The sequence below is a fragment of the Streptosporangium sp. G12 genome (assembly GCF_052983175.1).
Window position 1 is genome coordinate 68,238 of record NZ_JBRIQO010000036.1, and the last position, 16,501, is coordinate 84,738.

Genomic DNA, 16,501 nt, shown 5'->3' on the forward strand with positions numbered 1-16,501 from the left:
CCGCTCGTTCACAGGGGAATGACCTCCACGTCCGTACCCTCGGGAAGCTCGGTGACGTCCTCGGGCACCACGATCAGGGCGTTGGCCGCGGCCAGGGCGGCGAGCTGGTGGGAACCCTGCCCGCGCACCGGGCCGACCGTACCGCCGGGGCCGAGCACGCCGCGCAGGTAGGAGCGCCTGCCCTCGGGCGAGCGGATCGGGCCGGTGGTGACCGCCCGCACGGTCGGCGTGGGCTCTTCGGGCAGGCCCTGCATCCTGCGCAACGCCGGCCGGACGAACAGGACGAACGACACGAACGATGAGACCGGGTTGCCGGGCAACGCGAAGATCGGCACCTGGTCCTCGCCGACCACGCCGAACCCCTGAGGCATGCCCGGCTGCATGGCGACCCGCTCGAAACGGACCGTGCCGAGCGGGCCGAGGGCCTCCTTGACGGGCTCGTACGCACCCATCGAGACACCGCCGCTGGTGATCACGAGGTCGGCCCGAAGCAGCTGCGCGTCGAGCTGGTCGAGGAATCCCGCGGCATCGTCGCCGACGATCCCCGCCCGGTAGCCCTCGCCCCCCGCCTCGCGGACGCCGGCGATCAGGGCGAAGCTGTTGGACTCCCAGATCTGGCCGGGTCCCAAGGGCAGGCCGGGCTCGACCAGCTCGGCTCCGGTGGAGATCACGACCACCCGTGGGCGTGGCCGTACGAGAACCCGGCGACGGCCGACACCCGCCAGCACCCCGAGCTGCGCGGGGCCGATCGGGGTGCCCACGGGCAGGACGACGTCGCCCGCCCGCACGTCCTCCCCGGACCTGCGGATGGCGTGGCCCTTCCCCGCCGGGCGGCCGATCGCGACCTGCGCGGTGCCGCCGTCGGTCCACTCGACCGGGACCACCGCGTCGGCCCCGGCGGGCAGCGGGGCCCCGGTCATGATCCGCATCGCCATACCGGGACCGATGGCCTGCAACCGGCCGTCTCCGGCCGCGATGTCGTCGATCACCGGGAGCGTCACCGGGGCGTCCGCGACGTCCTCGGCCCGCACGGCGTAGCCGTCCATCGCCGAGTTGTCGAAGGGCGGCAGCGCGACCGGGGCCGTGACCTCCTCGGCCAGCGTGGTGCCCAGCGCCCGTTCCAGCTCCAGCTCCAGCGGGGCGAGCACCCGCACGGTGCGGAGGATGTCGGAGAGATGGTCGTCGACCGATTTCAGGGAGCTCATCGCGAGGCCAGGAACTCCTTGAGCCAGGGCATGAACTCGGGCGCCAGGTCGGGACGCTCGGCGGCGAACTGCACCACCGTACGCAGGTAGTCGAGCTTGTTGCCGGTGTCGTAGCGGCGGCCCCTGAACAGCACGCCGTGCACCGGGCCGCCCTGGTCGGCGCCACGCCCGGCGAGGGTACGGAGCGCGTCGGTGAGCTGGATCTCGTTGCCGCGTCCCGGCGGGGTGTTCTCCAGGACCTCGAAGACGGCCGGGTCGATCACGTACCGGCCGATGATGGCCCAGTTGGACGGGGCCTCGTCGGCGGGGGGCTTCTCCACCAGGTCGGTCACCCTGACCACGTCGTCCTCACCGGTGGGCTCGATGGCGGCGCAGCCGTACAGGGAGACCTGCTCCTGGGGGACCTCCATCAGCGCGATGACGCTGCCGCCGTGCGTGCCGCGCACCTCGATCATGCGCTTGAGGAGCTCGTCGCGGTGGTCGATGAGGTCGTCGCCGAGCAGGCAGGCGAAGGGATGGTCGCCCACGTGCTGCTTGGCGCACAGGACGGCGTGGCCGAGGCCGCGCGGCGTGCCCTGCCGTACGTAGTGCAGGATGGCCAGGTCGGCGGGCTCCCGCACCTGGGAGAGGCGCTCGTCGTCGCCCTTGGCCTCCAGGATCTCCTCAAGCTCGTGGGCCCGGTCGAAGTGATCCTCGATGGAGCGCTTGTTCTTCCCGGTGACCATGAGAACGTCGAGCAGCCCGGCGGAGACGGCCTCCTCGACGACATACTGGATCGCGGGCTTGTCGACGATGGGCAACATCTCCTTGGGGGTCGCCTTGGTCGCCGGAAGAAAACGGGTGCCCATACCCGCCGCGGGAACGACTGCTTTCGTCACAGCTTCGAAGTCGGCCATAACCGAAACCTTAGTGGAGGGACCTGTGGACAAAGTGGAGGGACCTGTGGACAAGCTGACGCTGCGTGCCACGATCGAGGCCGCACGCGCCTCGATCCCCGACGAGAAGCGGCACGCGGCCTCCGTCCAGATCAGGGAATCCCTGCTGGACCGGCCCTGGGTCCAGATGGCCGGGCTGGTCGCGTGCTACTGGTCGATCGGTACGGAGCCCGCGACCCACGGGCTGGTCTTCGCCCTGTGGAAACACGGCGCGACCGTGATCCTGCCGGTGCTCCGCGACGACGACGATCTCGACTGGGCGGTGTACGACGGCCCCGACACCCTCGCCCCCGGCCGCTTCGGGATCATGGAACCGGTCGACACGCGGCGCGGCGTCGACGCCGTCAGGACCGCGGCCCTGGTGATCGTGCCGGCGCTCGCGGTGGACAGGTCCACCGGGGTACGGCTGGGCCGCGGCGGCGGCTCCTACGACCGGGCGCTGGCCAGGGTCGGCCCGAACGTGCCGACGGTGGCGCTGCTCCACGAGGGCGAGCTGCTCGACGACGTGCCCACCGAGCCCCACGACCTCGCGGTCCGCTACGCGGCGACCCCCGAGGGGATCTTCAGAACCACCGCCGCGGAGGTGTGACCGACCGGCGGAACGGGGCGTGACCAACCGGGAAGTGCAGGCGTGGCCAACCGGCGGAACGGAGCGTGACCGACCGGGAAGTGCAGGCGTGACCGACCGATGGGCGTAGGTGTGACCGACCGGCGGAATCGCCGCTGGACGCGGGGCTGAAGGCGTCGGAATCGTGACAGGGAGTGCGCGCCGCTCGTGCGTGGCGCCCCACCCGAATGCGACACAATGGTCCCCGGAGTCAGAGAGGGGACCAGATGGGACTGGACGTCTGGCTGCTTCTCGGTGCCGGAATCGTCATCGCGGCCATCGTCGCAGTCCGTGTCGCCCATCGGAGCGGACTGCCCAGCCTTCTGATCTTCCTGGGTTTCGGGTTGCTCGTCGGCGAGTCCGGGTTCGGGTTGCAGTTCGACAACCCTCAGCTCGCGCAGGAGATAGGTCTGATCGCACTGGCGATCATCCTGGCCGAGGGCGGCCTGACCACCACCTGGAGCCACGTCAAGGGAGCCATTCCCACCGCCCTGGTGCTCGCCACCGTCGGCGTGGGGGTGAGCATCGTGGCCGTCGCGATCCCGGCGCACCTCATCCTCGGCATGGACTGGCGGACCGCGCTCCTGCTCGGCGCGATCCTCGCCTCCACCGACGCGGCCGCCGTCTTCTCCGTACTGCGCCGCCTGCCCCTGCCCTCGCGCCTCGCGGGCATCCTGGAGGCCGAGTCGGGCCTCAACGACGCCCCCACGGTGATCGCCGTCATGCTGCTGAGCGCCGCCACCTCGCCCAGCCTGGGAGCGGCGCTGTTCGAGGTGATCCTCGAACTCGTGGTGGGCGCGGCCGTCGGCCTGGCGGTCGCCCCGCTCGGCGCGTACGCGCTGCGCCGCATCGCGCTGCCCGTCTCCGGCCTGTACCCCATCGCGGTGCTCGCGCTCGCGTTCGTCGCCTACGCGGGAGCCATGCTGCTGCACGGCAGCGGCTTCCTCGCGATTTACCTCGCGGCACTGGTCATGGGCAACTCCCGGATGCCGCACCGCGCGGCCTCGCGGGGTTTCGCCGAGGGCGTGGCCTGGCTGGCGCAGATCGGCCTGTTCGTCATGCTCGGCATGCTGGCCAGCCCCTCGGAGATGCCGTCCGCGATCGTGCCCGGCCTGGTGGCCGGGCTGATCCTGGTCGCGGTGGCCCGGCCTCTGTCGATCGTCGTTTCCGCGCTGCTGGTCCGGCTGATGCGCATCGACCGGCTGGGCTGGCGGGAGCAGGCCTTCCTGTCGTGGGCCGGGCTGCGCGGCGCGGTGCCCATCGTGCTCGCGACCATCCCCTGGGCCGCCACCTCCGTTCCTGACGGCACCGCCAAGTTCGTGTTCAACGAGGTCTTCGTGATCGTCATCGTCTACACCCTGCTGCAGGGGCCGACGCTGCCGTTCGTGGCGAAGCTCCTCAAGCTGTCCACCCCCGACGAGGCCCGCGACCTGGAGGTCGAGTCGGCGCCGCTGGAGGAGCTCAACGCCGACCTGCTCCAGGTCAGGGTGCCGCCGACGTCCAAGCTGCACGGCGTGGAGATCTTCGAGCTGCGGCTGCCCACGGACGCCCAGGTGACGTTGATCGTCAGAGACGGCCGGACGTTCGTCCCCACCGACTCCACGAGGATCAGGATCGACGATCAGTTGCTGGTGGTGACCACGGCCGCCTGCCGTGACACGGTCGAACGCCGGATGCGCGCGATCAGCCGCAAGGGCAAGCTCGCGGGCTGGTTCGGCGAACGCGGCACCTGACCGGGATCCGCCCTCTGATCGAAGGCGGCACCTGACCTGGATCGGCGTCTGCTCGAAGGCGGCACCCGATCCGAGGGCGGCCCGCATCCGAACCGGAGTCCGGCCGCATCCGCCCCAGGGCCCGGCCACATCCGAAGCGGGATTCGACCCATCCGAATCGGGGGCCGGCGACACCCGATCCGCCAGGCCGGGCCACGTCCGAAGCGGGGTCCGGCCCCATCTGATCGGAATCCGGCTACGGAATGCGAGGACTCCGACTCGCGTTTAAGCTTGTCGGCTGCGTACCATTAGCAGTCGCGCCACTAGAGTGCCAATCGGCGCGGATCATTACGAGGAGGAGCGCGTGCCCACCTACCAGTACGCCTGCACAGCTTGTAACAACCAGTTCGAAATCGTCCAGAAGTTCTCCGACGACGCTCTCACCGAGTGCCCGAGCTGCACGGGCGACCTGCGCAAGGTGTTCTCCGCGGTCGGCATCGTCTTCAAGGGCTCGGGCTTCTACCGGACCGACAGCCGGTCCTCGTCGTCGAGCACGGTGACGTCCGCGAACGGTTCGTCGAGCTCCTCGGATTCCTCCGGTTCGAAGTCGTCCGACTCGTCGAGCTCGTCCGACTCGTCCTCGTCGAAGTCGTCGAGCTCCTCGTCCTCGTCGGACTCCACGTCGACGAAGACCGCGAGCAGCACGGCCGCCGCGGCCTCCTGAGCCGCGTCCCCGCCCCCTCGAACCCACCACCCCCTCCCCGGGCGGCCGTCCGACCGGCCGCCCCGACCATGGCCTCCCACCCGCCCCCCACCGGCCGAAGCGGGGTCGACGAGCCCCGGCCCCTCCGTGCGCCGCCGGTGATCACAGGACGGCCCGCGGTTGGTTCGGCACAGCTTGTACGACCTCCGATCGACATCCCACCGTTTTCACCGAAAGTGATCGGTCGGCTACCCGGGGACGCGGTTATCCACAGGCCTTCACCCTGGCTCCTCAGGGACCGGCCCGTGGCGCTAACCTCGGCTCCATGGTCACTCGCGCGGACATCGGAGTCATCGGCGGCTCGGGCTTCTACTCCCTGCTCGACGACGCCACAGAGGTCGAGATCACCACGCCGTACGGCCCTCCCAGTGATGTCGTCACCGTCGGCCGGATCGGGTCGCGCTCGGTCGCCTTCGTGCCCCGCCACGGCCGCGACCACCGCTTCCCTCCGCACCGGATCCCCTACCGGGCGAACCTGTGGGCACTGCGTTCCCTAGGCGTCCGCCAGGTCCTCGCCCCCAGCGCGGTCGGCTCCCTGCGCGCCGAGATCGGCCCCGGCGCCCTGGTCGTCCCCGACCAGATCGTCGACCGCACCTCAGGCCGGGTGCAGACCTACTACGACGCGGACGGCGTCGTCCACGTCGCCTTCGCCGACCCCTACTGCCCCTCGGGTCGCACGACGGCCGTCTCCACGGCGCGTTCCGCCGACTGGGAGGTGACCGACGGCGGCACCCTCGTGGTCATCGAGGGCCCGCGCTTCTCGACCCGCGCCGAGTCCCGCTGGTTCAGCGGCAACGGCTGGTCGATCGTCGGCATGACCGCCTCCCCCGAGGCCGCCCTCGCCCGCGAGCTGGCTCTCTGTTACACCTCGGTCTCCCTCGTCACCGACCACGACGCCGGGGTCGAGGCGGGCGAGGGGGTCACCCACGACGAGGTCCTCGCCTTCTTCGCCACCAACGTCGGCCGCATGCGCTCCCTCGTCGGCGACATCGTCGCCGCCCTCCCCGAAGAACGCACCTGCCCCTGCCAGAACGCCCTGGACGGCCTCAAGCTCCCCTTCGACCTCCCCGGCTGATCCTGTGGCCGGCGCACCCGGCATCACCACCAGGTGAGTAACCGACGAATCCCGAAAAGGGCTGAATCCCGCTCCCCCGGCCACGCCACCCGGATCCGTCGAGAATCCTCGATCCGCCCCGCCCCGCCCCGCCCCGTCCCGCCGATCGGCGGGGCGTCCCATCCACCCCGGGCACCGCCTCGCCACTCGGCGGGGCGTCCCACCCGCCACGGGCACCACGCCACCACTCGGCGGGGATGTCCCATCCATCACGGGCACCGCGCCGCCCGGCTCCCACCCTTGGAGTCAGCCATGCGCGCTCTGCGCCGCTTCCTCGACCGCCGTCACCGTCTCATCGCCACCGCCGTCGCCGCCCTGGCGATGGGATGCGCCGTGCTGGCGCTGCGCCCGGACACCGCCTCGGTGACCGTCCTGACCGCCGCCAGAGATCTTTCCGGAGGCGTGCTGGAGCCGGCCGACCTGACACCGGCCCCGCTGAGACCCGGTACGGTCCCCGACGGCGCCCTGAGGCCCGGCACGCCGTACGCGGGAAAGATCCTGACGGGTCCCGCGCGGCGCGGCGAACCGCTGACCGACGTCCGCCTGCTCGGCCCCGGCCTGCTGACCGCCCACGGTGAGGGGACGGTCGCCACCCCCGTACGCGTCGCCGATCCCGAGACCGCGCGCCTGCTCTCCCCGGGTGATGTGGTGGACGTGCTCGCCGCCAGCTCGACATGGGACGGCGATGCTCCGGCGACCGTCGCGGCCCAAGACGTCACGGTCCTGGCCACCCCGGGCGGGGAGTCGGAGCGGGGCGCGCTCGTCGTGCTCGCCACCACGTCGGCCCAGGCGACCGAGCTGGCCTCCGCCCAGGCCGGCGGGCGGCTCTCCATCACGATCGGCTCCCGCACGGAATGAATCTCCCTCGATCAATGAGGGCGCGGCGGTCCGAGCCGAGAAAGATCCGGTCGCCGTACCCGAATTCCGCATGCCTCCCCTCAGCGGCCCCAACAACGATTGCGTCGAGGTGGCCACCGCCTGCCGGGGCTCGTCGCCGTGCGCGACAGCAAGGACCCGTCCGGCCCGGCGCCGACCTTCTTCCCGAGGGCCTGTTCCCCGGGGGCCTGGAACGGCTTCCTGACGGGCATCCGCAACGGAGAGACCGGATCTGCCGCCGAACACCGACTTCGGAGACAGGGGCCGCGAGACCGCAGCCCCTCTTACAGCAGGGAACCGATCTTGGGGTCGTACTCCCAGTGCCAGGGCTCGAAGGGGCTGACGTAGGCCCACTTGGGGTGGATCCAGCCGAACTTCTTGCCGTTGGTCTCCAGCCAGTTGAACTCGGCCGAGCGGAAGCGCTCGACGCCCCCGCACAGGTCGACGGCGAGTCCCAGACCGTGGTTGCTGCGGCCCGGGATCGCCGCCAGGCCGGGACGCGTGTAGTAGACCGACTGCTGCTCGGCCAGGCTCCGGTAGCTGTCGGTCACGCACATCGGCCTGCCGAACTGCCGCTTGTACGACTCGTTGAGACTGATGAACGCAAGCGCAGCGTCCCCCCGCAGCTGGTTGCCCCGCTGCTGGAGGGGGCAGAGGTAGGCCTGCGGGATGAGGCCGTTGGGGAATTCGCTCATCGAGGTCGCCCTGGTCGGGTCGCACCCGGCCGCGGGACGCCCCTTCTTGTCGATCTTGACGCCCAGCTTCACCAGCGCCTTGGTCAGGGACTGCACGATCTTCTGCGAGCGCACCCTGAGCGTCTCGATCTCGGCGCCCATCTGCGCCTCCGCGAGGAGGTTGCTCGCCCGGAGTTCCTGCGCCTCGCCCGCCAGGCGCTCCCGTTCCAGCTGCAGGCGGCTGCTGTCCTCAAGGATCAGGTCGCGCTCGGCGACGATCTGGGTGAGACCGGCCATCGCACGCAGGGTGTCGGTGTCGGACTCACCGGACAGGAAACCGGCCACGTCCCCACCGCTCGGCTGCTGGTAGAGCACTCCGACGAGGTCCGACAGCGGCTGCCGCATCTGGGCGAAGGCCCTCTCGGCCACCTGCAGCTCCCGCAGCTTGGTGGAGAGCTTCTTCTCCGAGGTGCGGATCTGGGTCCGCCTCTGCTCCAGCGCCTTGGTCGCGGCCTCAAGATCCTTGGCGGCCTTCTCCGCCTCACGACGCAGTTCTGTGAGATTCACCGGCTCCGCGGCAACGACGGCCTGAACCTCCGCCGGCGCCCGCTGCGCGGCAGCGGCTCCCGGCAGGAAGGAAGTCATCGTCGCGACGACGGCGATCAGACCCGCTGATCGACGAGGTGGCACGTTCGACCCCTCCGTTTGCGAACTCGTGACCTGGGTCAGGCACGCACGCTACTACAGCTGACCAAGTGCACGGGCCAGACTCTCCACAGCCGTTATGCGCCGAACACCCCATTTTGGGACCGGACAAGTCAGACTTCTTGCCGCGCGCGCTTCTTACAGACCTCCCAGAGCCACGTCCCCTTCCACTCCGCCGAACACCCGTCGCGGGGCTCAGGTGGCGCGAGTGGCGGCGTCCGCTCCCCCCGAGGCTCAAGTGCCACAGAGGGCGGCAATGCCACCTTCCGTGGCCCTCTGGAGCCTTGCGGGCGGGTCTTTATGGGGACGACCACATCTGTCTCACCCGCACCATCCGTCCCGTTCGCCTCACGGGCATCATCCAGCCGGCCGGGCTCGCTCGGGTCCTCCTCCGTACGACGCACTCCCGATTTCGCCGCGACGGGCACCCACCCCCCGTACACCCGCTCCGGCCGCAACGGCGGAGGCACCAGCCTCGGCTCGAACATCCGGCTCCGCACGGGCCCGACCACGACCGGCACCACGGCCACCGCGTCCCCCGGCGGCTCCTCGTCCGGCGACCCGTCAGGCCCCCCGGCCCCCAGCCGGGACGTCGTGCCGTTCCAAGCTCCCCCACTCTCCAGGGAGCCCCGCCGCTCCCCGCCCTTCGCCCAGAGACCCCTGTCGTCGCGAAGCGTCTCGGCTTCCTCGGACCTTTCGAACTCTTCCGTCTCTTCCGCCTGTGCGGCTTCCCTGGCCTCTTCGGCTTTTCCGCGCCTTTCGACCTCTCCAGGTCCCTCAGGCTCCGCATCGGCGTCGGTCATCCGGACGGCCGCCTCGTAGCCGGTGAGCTCGGCCACCAGCAACCCCCCGGCCAGAAGCGCGGGCGCCAGCATCGCACCACACAACACCACCGGTCGCAGGGCGCGATGCCCGCGAATGCGCTTCCGTCGCCTGTCGATCACGGAACGTGACGCTAACCTCGCCCACCACCCCACACCCGCCCACTTGCCGCCCTTTTACTCCAGGCCAGCGAAGCGATAACCCATCCTCTGCCCCCAACTCCCCCTCGGAGCGCGCAACCACTCGCCACTTTCGCTACTCTTACTAGGAGCCCCTGCCTCCGTAGCTCAGGGGATAGAGCACCGCTCTCCTAAAGCGGGTGTCGCATGTTCGAATCATGCCGGGGGCACCTAGTTGACCTTGCGATCTGTCGTCTGACCCGAGAGTGCTTCTCAGGTCAGGCATGCGTCGTGTGTGGCCGTAGGTCACCGAACGCAGCCCTGACTCATTGGTCACGGTCTGTTCACAGGTTGATCTTGAGCGGGTTTCTGCAGCTCACGCGTCGAAACAGAGCCGTCAGACCATCGAGAGATGCCTTCCTACCGATCTTTTCGACGACCGCTTGCCCGCCCGGAGTTTCACATGGAGGGCGACAAAACATCCGATTCAGGTGACCATGACTTCATGGACGGCAAGCGAGTGCTGGGTATCGACGGATGCAAGAAGGGCTGGATCGGTATCGCGCTCGGTGAAGGCCGTCTGAGCGTGTACTTCGCGGCGCAGATCGGCGATCTCGTCTCCCTCGCAGAGAGAGGGCGATCTTGAGGTCATCACCGTCGACATGCCGATCGGTCTTCCTGATCACGGGCGTCGGCAGGCCGATGTGCTGGCGCGTCGGGAGGTAGGCCCGCGCTGGAAATCGGTGTTCATCACTCCGACCCGTGCTGCGATGGAGGCGGACGATCACTCATCGGCTGTCGCGATCAACCTCCGCCTGGCCGACGAAAAGGTTTCGCAACAGGCTTTCGGCCTGAAAGAGAAACTGCTGCAGGTCGACCGGTGGGTTCGCCAGGCGCGGCAGCACGTGGTTGAAGTCCATCCCGAACTCTGCTTCGCCCGGTTGGCGGGCGCCCCTCTCCCCATTCGCAAGACCGTCTGGGCGGGCGTGGAGCACCGGCGTGCCCTGCTGGCCGAGGCGGGCATCGTGGTTCCTGGAGATATCGGCTTGGCCTGCGCAATGGCGAAGGTGGACGACGTCCTTGACGCCGCAGTCGCGGCCTGGACAGCACAACGCATCACCATGGGTCGGGCACAGTCCGTCCCCAGCCCGCCCCAGACATTCAGCGACGGCCTGTCCTGCGCGATCTGGGCCTGATCGACCATGTCGCCATCAGACTCGATGGGGTGGGCCGTCGCATGTCGCTGCGGGGCGCCGGGTTCCACGGGCCCGGGGCCGGGCTCCTTTCTGCTCGTTGAGGCGAGGGTCCGGCGTCAGGTGAGGGCCGGTAGCCGGGTGAGGCGCTGCCAGGCCAGGACGAACGCCTGTGCCCAGGGCCAGGTGCGCTCGATCCGCAGGTAACGGCGGCGGGCGTGGGTGGCCAGGCGGGCGGGCAGGCGGGCGATGGCCTGCTCATCGGCCTGTGCCGTTTCACCTGGGCTTCCGCCGACGGTTCTTGTCGTCAGCCGCGCTTGCGTGCCGTGAGGAGGAGGTACTCCCATTCCATCACCGTTTTTTCCTCGCCCTGTAGATGGCGGCGGGCCAGTTCGGTGAGAGCGTGGTCCAGGGCGGCGATCCGGTCGGGGTCCCCGGCCATCCCTTGGTAGACGGCGACGGTCGGGCCGTAGTTGGCCTTGAAGTAGTCACGAAACGCGCTGGGGTGAGCGAACCGGTCGATCGTGACCGTCTGCCGACGCATGACGACATCGGTGACCGCGTCCCCGAGCAGCGCACGGACGTGATCCTCGCTGCCCCACAACGGAGGGGGTTGCGCGCCGGGCGGAGGTGGGGGCGCATACGGTTTCATCGTCGCGAACATCTGACCGATGAACCCCTCCGGCGTCCAGTTGAGCAGGCCGATCGTGCCGCCCGGGCGGCAGACCCGGATCAGTTCGTCGGCACTGGCCTGGTGGTGGGGAGCGAACATGACCCCCACACAGGACAAGACCGTGTCGAACTCACCGTCGGCGTACGGCAGGGCCTCCGCGTCGGCCTGCCGCCACTCGACCTCTGCGCCGCGCTGCGCGGCCAGGGCCCGTCCCACCTCCAGCAGTTCCGGGGTCAGGTCGCCGGCCACCACGCTCGCCCCGGCCAGCGCTGCGGGAATGGCGGCATTGCCGGACCCGGCGGCCACGTCCAACACCCGGTCCCCGGGTCCCACCCCGCAGGCCTCGACCAGGATCGCGCCCAGATCAGGGATGATCTCGGCGGCGACCGCGGGATAGTCGCCCAGCGCCCACATCTTGCGATGCCTGGCCTTCAGTGCGCGGTCGGCCTCTAACGCGTCGCTCTGTACGTTCATCTTGCTTCTCCCTCATCGCCGCGGTGAACTGGGATCGACGGTAAGGAAGGACGGGTTCGCCATCTAGTACACGATCTGTACCAGCACCCGGCCAAGGCCCGGTCGGGTGTCTCTGGCGTTCATGGCGGCTGAGCTTAGACTGCGGAGCATGGGCTCCTCGTATCACCAGTTCTGCCCAGTCGCCAAGGCCGTGGAACTGCTCGACGAACGCTGGACGCTGCTCGTCATCCGGGAACTGGTGTGCGGGACCGAGCGTTTCAACGAGCTGCGTCGCGGTCTGCCGCGCATGTCCCCCACGCTGCTGTCCCGACGGCTGCACCAGCTCACACATGCCGGCATCGTGGAGAGGCACGCCGAGGACAACGATGTGCGATACGTCCTGACCCAGGCCGGCCACGAACTGCGACCGGTGGTCGAGGCGCTCGCCGCCTGGGGCATCCGCTGGATCGGAGAGCTGGGCGACGAGGACCTGGACCCGAAGCTGCTGCTGTGGGACATGCACCGCAACGTTGACCAGACCGCCGTTCCGGACGGGCGGACGGTCATCGAGTTCCGGTTCCCGGACGTGCCGCCCAGCAGTCGCCGCTGGTGGCTCGTGATCACACGTGGCGAGGTCGACGTCTGTGACACAGACCCCGGCCACGCCGTGACCGTGACGGTGACCGCCGGCCTGCGCAGCATGGTCGAGGTCTGGCGCGGCAACCTGAGCTGGTCGGATGCGCTGCGCGCCCACGCGGTCGAGGTGCGGGGTCCCGAAGCGCTACGCCGCGCCGTACCCATGTGGTTCACGCTTCCCGAATGGGCCTCCGTGCCCCGGCCTGTCAGGCCGCTTCCTTTCGGGACCGGTCAGTCGATGTAGTCGGTGATGGTGTTGACCGAGCAGGTCTCCGTGCCGCCGCGGTACATGCACAGGCGGTACTTGATCCAGTGGCGCGAGGTGTCGGACTTGTAGTCGCTGAAGGTGATCTCGGCCGCGTTGCCGCCGCTGGTGGTCACCTTGTGGGTGGAGTTCCACTTCCCCTCGGCGTACTGGGTCGTGTAGAGGAGCTTGGCCCACGTCGTGCCCGCCGCGGCCCGCAGCGTGAAGGAGTTGCGACCCTTGGCCATGTTGTGGGTGCCCGAGTTGTACCAGACGATGGCGGCCATGTTGCCGCTCTGCTTGAGCTCGATGTACGAGGTGTACGCGCTGGCGGGCGTGGCGGTGGCGACGACGAGCCCGGCGGCGGCCGCGACCACCAGGGTCCGGCTGAGGAGGTTGCTGCGCACGGTGGTTCCCCCAGGAGATTCGGAGTGGTGCTCACGATGATCGCGGGACGCCGTACACACAGTTGACATGATCACTACGCATTCGCTACACAGGAGCCGCCTAGCACGTAATAGGGGACGGACGGCACATCGATGCAGTTTTCGGTCTTCGGCCCTGTCGTGGTCGAGCGAGATGGGCTTCGCGTCTCCGTTCCCCGCTCACAGCGGCGCGGACTCTTGGCGTTGCTGCTGCTCAACGAGGGCCGCCTGCTCTCCGTCGACGCCATCTGCGAGGCCCTGTGGGGCGGCGCCGCCCCGGCGACGGCCCGCCAGCAGATCCAGACCGGAATCCACGCCATCCGCATGGCGCTGCGCGACCTCGACGGCGAGGACGCCGTGATGGCCGGCCCCGCCGGATACGGCATCGCCGCCGGGTACGGCACGCTCGACCTTGCCAGGTTCGAGGAGATGACCGAGCGCGCCCGCAGGCTGCCACCCCCCGAGGCGGCCAGCATGCTCCGGCAGGCCCTGGCGCAGTGGCGCGGGCCCGCCCTGGCCGACGCGTCGGGCGCGTTCGTGGAGCCCGCCCGCAGCCGCCTGGAGGACCAGCGGCTGGCCGTCATCGAGGATCTCGCACAGATCGAGCTGGCACGCGGCAACACGGAGGCCGCGCTCCAGGAGATCCGCCCGCTCATCGAGACCCACCCGCTGCGCGAGCGGCTCAGGGAGAGTCACATGCTGGCGCTCTACCGAGCCGGGCGGCCGACCGAGGCGCTGGAGAGTTTCCGCGACCTGCGGGCTCGCCTGGCCGAGGAGCACGGCCTCGCTCCCGGGCCCGCGCTCGTGGCCCTCCAGCAGCGCATCATCGAGGCCGATCCGGCGCTGCTGCCGGGGCCGGTCGTCCGTACGCGCGGGAACCTGCCCGCCGACACGACCACCTTCGTCGGGCGGCGGGCCGAGGTCACCGAGGTCGCGCGGCTGCTGGCGGGGTCGCGGCTCGTCACGCTCACCGGCGTCGGCGGCGTCGGCAAGACCCGGCTGGCCGTCCACGTCGGCCGCGACCTGGCGCCGCAGACCCCCGACGGCGTCTGGCTGGTCGACCTCTCCGGGCTGGGCGACCCCGGCCTGGTGGCCGAGACCGTCGGCGAGGCTCTCGGCGTGGCCGGGCAGACCGCCCGGCCGCCCGCCGACGAACTGCGCGACCACCTCGCCGACCGGCGGACCCTGCTGATCCTGGACACCTGCGAGCACCTGGTGGAGGCCTGCGCGCACCTTACCGAGTCGTTGCTGCGCGGCGCGCCCGGCCTGCGCGTCCTGGCCACCAGCCGCGAGGCCCTCGCCCTGCCCGGCGAGCGCGTGTACGCCGTGCGGCCGATGGCGGGCAGCGGCGACGGCGCCGCGCTGTTCGCCGAGCGGGCCAGGGACGTCGACCGCGAGTTCGCCCTCACCCGCCACCACGACCAGGTCGCCCGGCTCTGCGACCGGCTCGACGGCATCCCCCTGGCGATCGAGCTGGCCGCCGTACGGCTGCGCGTGATGACGGTCGCCGAGATGCTGGAGCGCGTCGACGCGCGGTTCGCGCTGCTCGGTGGCACCCGCACGACTCAGGCGCGGCACCAGACGCTGCGCACCGCCATCGAGTGGAGCCACCAGCTCTGTTCGGCCGGGGAGCGGGCGCTGTGGGCGCGGCTGTCGGTTTTCCCCGGCACCTTCGACCTGCGCGCGGCCGAGGACGTCGGCGTGAGCGAGGACACCACCGACGTGTGGCGGGTGCTGGCCGGCCTGGTCGACAAGTCGATCGTGATGCGCGAGCGCGACGGCCGGTACCGCCTGCTCGACGCGATCCGCGAGTTCGGCCGGGAGCGCCTGCGGGAGATCGGCGAGGAGGAGCGGTCCGCCCGGCTGCACCGCGACCACTACCACGCTCTCTCGCTACGGTTCGAGGCCGAGTGGTTCGGCCCCGGCCAGGTCGAGTGGTGCGACCGCCTCCTGCGCGAGGACGCCAACCTGCGCGCCGCCCTCGACTTCGGCGTGAGCAGGCCCGGCGAACGCCTGCGCGCCCTTGAGCTGGCCGCCGCCCTGTGGCCCCTGTGGGCCGCGTGCGGCCGGTTGCGCGAGGGCCGCCACCACCTCGACCGCGCTCTGGCCGCCGCCGCCGAGCCCTCCCCGCAGCGCACCAAGGCACTGTGGGCCTGCGGCCACCTGACCGTGGGCCAGGGGGACCTCACGGCCACCCGCCGCCTGGCCGCCGACTGCCTGGCCGCCGCGACCTCGGTGATCGCCGAAGGCGCCGGGACCGTGGAGGCGGAGGACGCGCTGATCTACGCTTTCCACCTCGAAGCGGTGGCGGCGACGCTGGCCGGGGAGCACGCCGTGGCCGAGGCCGCCACCCGGCGGGCCGTGGCCCGCCACCGCGGGGGCGACGGGCCGCCCGCCCGGCTGCTGACGCTGCTCATCTCGCGCGCGTTCGCGCTCCTGCACGCGGGCGACCCGCATGGCGCGCAGGTGACCCTGGCCGAGCACCGCGCCGTGGCCGAGGGCCTGGGCGAGATCTGGACCCGGTCGTGGGGCGACTACATCGGCAGCCAGGTCGCCCTGGTCATGGGACGGCTCAACGAGGCGGCGGCGCTGGCGGCCGGCTCGCTGCGGGCCCGCTACCTGCTGCGCGACAGCCTCGGCATGGCCAACTGCGCCGACACCCTCGCCCAGGTCGCGGTCACGGCCGGCGACGGCGAGCGCGCCGCCCGGCTGCTGGGGCTGGGTCATCAGCTGTGGCGCGACTACGGCCACCCCCAGATGGGTTCTCCGGAGCTGCGCGACGCCCGTGCCCGCTGCGAGGCGGCGGCCCGCGCGCTGGCGGGGGACTCCCGATACGAGGCCGGTTTCGCCGAGGGCGCCGCACTCGGCCTGGCCGAGGCCGTCGAGTACTGCGAGGGCCCCACCGGCTGCCTCACGCCCGGCTGAGGACGGCGAACTCGCACTCGGGATCGTGCGGCGGGGCCGGCGCCCCGTCGACGACGAAGCCGAGTGCGACCGAGGTCCCGGCCTGCCAAACGTGCAGGCTCGCACGGCCGAAAACCGCTTGCCCCGTGTGGTGGGCTCAGGGAACGTTGTGTCCATGACGCTCTGACGGACGCCTCCCGCCACTCCGAGATGCCACGGCGCCGGCTCGCGCCGTAACGCTGTCAGCCCACACTCTTTTGAGGGAAGCGAGTCGCTTTGTCCCAGCACGACTCCCGGCCGGAGTCCCCGCTGCCGTCCACCGCGGCCGTGGGTCCGGCCACCGTCGCCGTGTTCGCCTCCCCGGCGAGCTGGATCGAGTCCGACGCCCTCGCGCAGTGCCACCAGGTGGCCGCGCTCGACGGCATGACGCACGTCGCCGCC

At 70.7% G+C, this 16,501-nt stretch carries 17 protein-coding genes and 1 tRNA gene; 11 read left to right on the forward strand and 7 right to left on the reverse strand.

Annotated elements, in window-relative coordinates; translation table 11 throughout:
• Positions 1-8 precede the first annotated feature (8 nt).
• Positions 9-1,196: a molybdotransferase-like divisome protein Glp gene (gene glp / locus ACVCAG_RS39960; RefSeq protein ID WP_440088227.1), complete on the reverse strand. Its 1,188-nt coding sequence runs from the start codon at positions 1,194-1,196 to the stop codon at positions 9-11.
• Between the two features lie 5 nt (positions 1,197-1,201).
• Positions 1,202-2,101, reverse strand: coding sequence for a UTP--glucose-1-phosphate uridylyltransferase GalU (gene galU / locus ACVCAG_RS39965; RefSeq protein ID WP_440088121.1), 900 nt, complete (start codon positions 2,099-2,101; stop codon positions 1,202-1,204).
• Positions 2,102-2,147: 46 nt separating this feature from the next.
• Here galU and ACVCAG_RS39970 point away from each other — a divergent pair, with 46 nt between their 5' ends.
• From ACVCAG_RS39970 to ACVCAG_RS39995, 6 genes are all read left to right on the forward strand, one after another.
• Positions 2,148-2,729 carry a 5-formyltetrahydrofolate cyclo-ligase gene (locus ACVCAG_RS39970; RefSeq protein ID WP_440088119.1) on the forward strand — a complete coding sequence of 194 codons (582 nt, stop codon included), beginning with the start codon at positions 2,148-2,150 and terminating at the stop codon, positions 2,727-2,729.
• A gap of 245 nt (positions 2,730-2,974) precedes the next feature.
• A complete protein-coding gene (locus tag ACVCAG_RS39975) occupies positions 2,975-4,480 on the forward strand; it encodes a potassium/proton antiporter (RefSeq protein WP_440088118.1) in 1,506 nt (501 codons plus the stop codon).
• Positions 4,481-4,823: 343 nt separating this feature from the next.
• Entirely contained in the window at positions 4,824-5,183 is a 360-nt protein-coding gene (locus ACVCAG_RS39980; RefSeq protein ID WP_440088116.1) for an FmdB family zinc ribbon protein, read from the forward strand.
• Between the two features lie 304 nt (positions 5,184-5,487).
• Positions 5,488-6,297, forward strand: a complete 810-nt coding sequence (locus ACVCAG_RS39985) for an S-methyl-5'-thioadenosine phosphorylase (RefSeq protein WP_440088115.1) — start codon at positions 5,488-5,490, stop codon at positions 6,295-6,297.
• A 291-nt stretch (positions 6,298-6,588) separates the two neighbouring features.
• A complete protein-coding gene (locus ACVCAG_RS39990; protein ID WP_440088113.1) occupies positions 6,589-7,194 on the forward strand; it encodes an RcpC/CpaB family pilus assembly protein in 606 nt (201 codons plus the stop codon).
• Between the two features lie 138 nt (positions 7,195-7,332).
• Positions 7,333-7,560 carry a DUF397 domain-containing protein gene (locus tag ACVCAG_RS39995; RefSeq protein ID WP_440088111.1) on the forward strand — a complete coding sequence of 76 codons (228 nt, stop codon included), beginning with the start codon at positions 7,333-7,335 and terminating at the stop codon, positions 7,558-7,560.
• Here the strand turns inward: ACVCAG_RS39995 and ACVCAG_RS40000 are convergent.
• A complete protein-coding gene (locus tag ACVCAG_RS40000) occupies positions 7,497-8,453 on the reverse strand; it encodes a D-alanyl-D-alanine carboxypeptidase family protein (RefSeq protein WP_440088110.1) in 957 nt (318 codons plus the stop codon). The genes ACVCAG_RS39995 and ACVCAG_RS40000 overlap by 64 nt on opposite strands.
• A 251-nt stretch (positions 8,454-8,704) precedes the next feature.
• Entirely contained in the window at positions 8,705-9,430 is a 726-nt protein-coding gene (locus tag ACVCAG_RS40005) for a hypothetical protein (RefSeq protein ID WP_440088108.1), read from the reverse strand.
• Positions 9,431-9,689: 259 nt separating this feature from the next.
• On the opposite strand from ACVCAG_RS40005, the gene ACVCAG_RS40010 reads away from it, so the two are divergent.
• From ACVCAG_RS40010 to ACVCAG_RS40020, 3 genes are all read left to right on the forward strand, one after another.
• Positions 9,690-9,762: transfer RNA gene (locus ACVCAG_RS40010), tRNA-Arg, on the forward strand.
• 233 nt (positions 9,763-9,995) lie between these two features.
• Positions 9,996-10,178, forward strand: a complete 183-nt coding sequence (locus ACVCAG_RS40015) for a hypothetical protein (protein ID WP_440088107.1) — start codon at positions 9,996-9,998, stop codon at positions 10,176-10,178.
• A 16-nt stretch (positions 10,179-10,194) separates the two neighbouring features.
• Positions 10,195-10,728, forward strand: a complete 534-nt coding sequence (locus tag ACVCAG_RS40020) for a DUF429 domain-containing protein (RefSeq protein WP_440088105.1) — start codon at positions 10,195-10,197, stop codon at positions 10,726-10,728.
• A 116-nt stretch (positions 10,729-10,844) separates the two neighbouring features.
• Here the strand turns inward: ACVCAG_RS40020 and ACVCAG_RS40025 are convergent, their stop codons facing one another.
• Both ACVCAG_RS40025 and ACVCAG_RS40030 read right to left on the reverse strand, forming a co-directional pair.
• Complete coding sequence (locus tag ACVCAG_RS40025) at positions 10,845-11,072, reverse strand: hypothetical protein (protein WP_440088104.1); 228 nt, start codon at positions 11,070-11,072, stop codon at positions 10,845-10,847.
• A complete protein-coding gene (locus ACVCAG_RS40030; RefSeq protein WP_447191361.1) occupies positions 11,033-11,872 on the reverse strand; it encodes a class I SAM-dependent methyltransferase in 840 nt (279 codons plus the stop codon). Before ACVCAG_RS40030 ends, ACVCAG_RS40025 begins: the two co-directional genes overlap by 40 nt.
• Positions 11,873-12,020: 148 nt before the next feature.
• Between ACVCAG_RS40030 and ACVCAG_RS40035 the strand changes: the two genes are divergently transcribed.
• Positions 12,021-12,731 carry a winged helix-turn-helix transcriptional regulator gene (locus tag ACVCAG_RS40035; protein WP_440088102.1) on the forward strand — a complete coding sequence of 237 codons (711 nt, stop codon included), beginning with the start codon at positions 12,021-12,023 and terminating at the stop codon, positions 12,729-12,731.
• Here the strand turns inward: ACVCAG_RS40035 and ACVCAG_RS40040 are convergent.
• Entirely contained in the window at positions 12,719-13,138 is a 420-nt protein-coding gene (locus tag ACVCAG_RS40040) for a hypothetical protein (RefSeq protein ID WP_440088101.1), read from the reverse strand. The two genes, ACVCAG_RS40035 and ACVCAG_RS40040, sit on opposite strands and share 13 nt — an antisense overlap.
• A 132-nt stretch (positions 13,139-13,270) precedes the next feature.
• Here ACVCAG_RS40040 and ACVCAG_RS40045 point away from each other — a divergent pair, with 132 nt between their 5' ends.
• Positions 13,271-16,081, forward strand: a complete 2,811-nt coding sequence (locus tag ACVCAG_RS40045) for a BTAD domain-containing putative transcriptional regulator (RefSeq protein ID WP_440088100.1) — start codon at positions 13,271-13,273, stop codon at positions 16,079-16,081.
• Positions 16,082-16,501 lie beyond the last annotated feature (420 nt).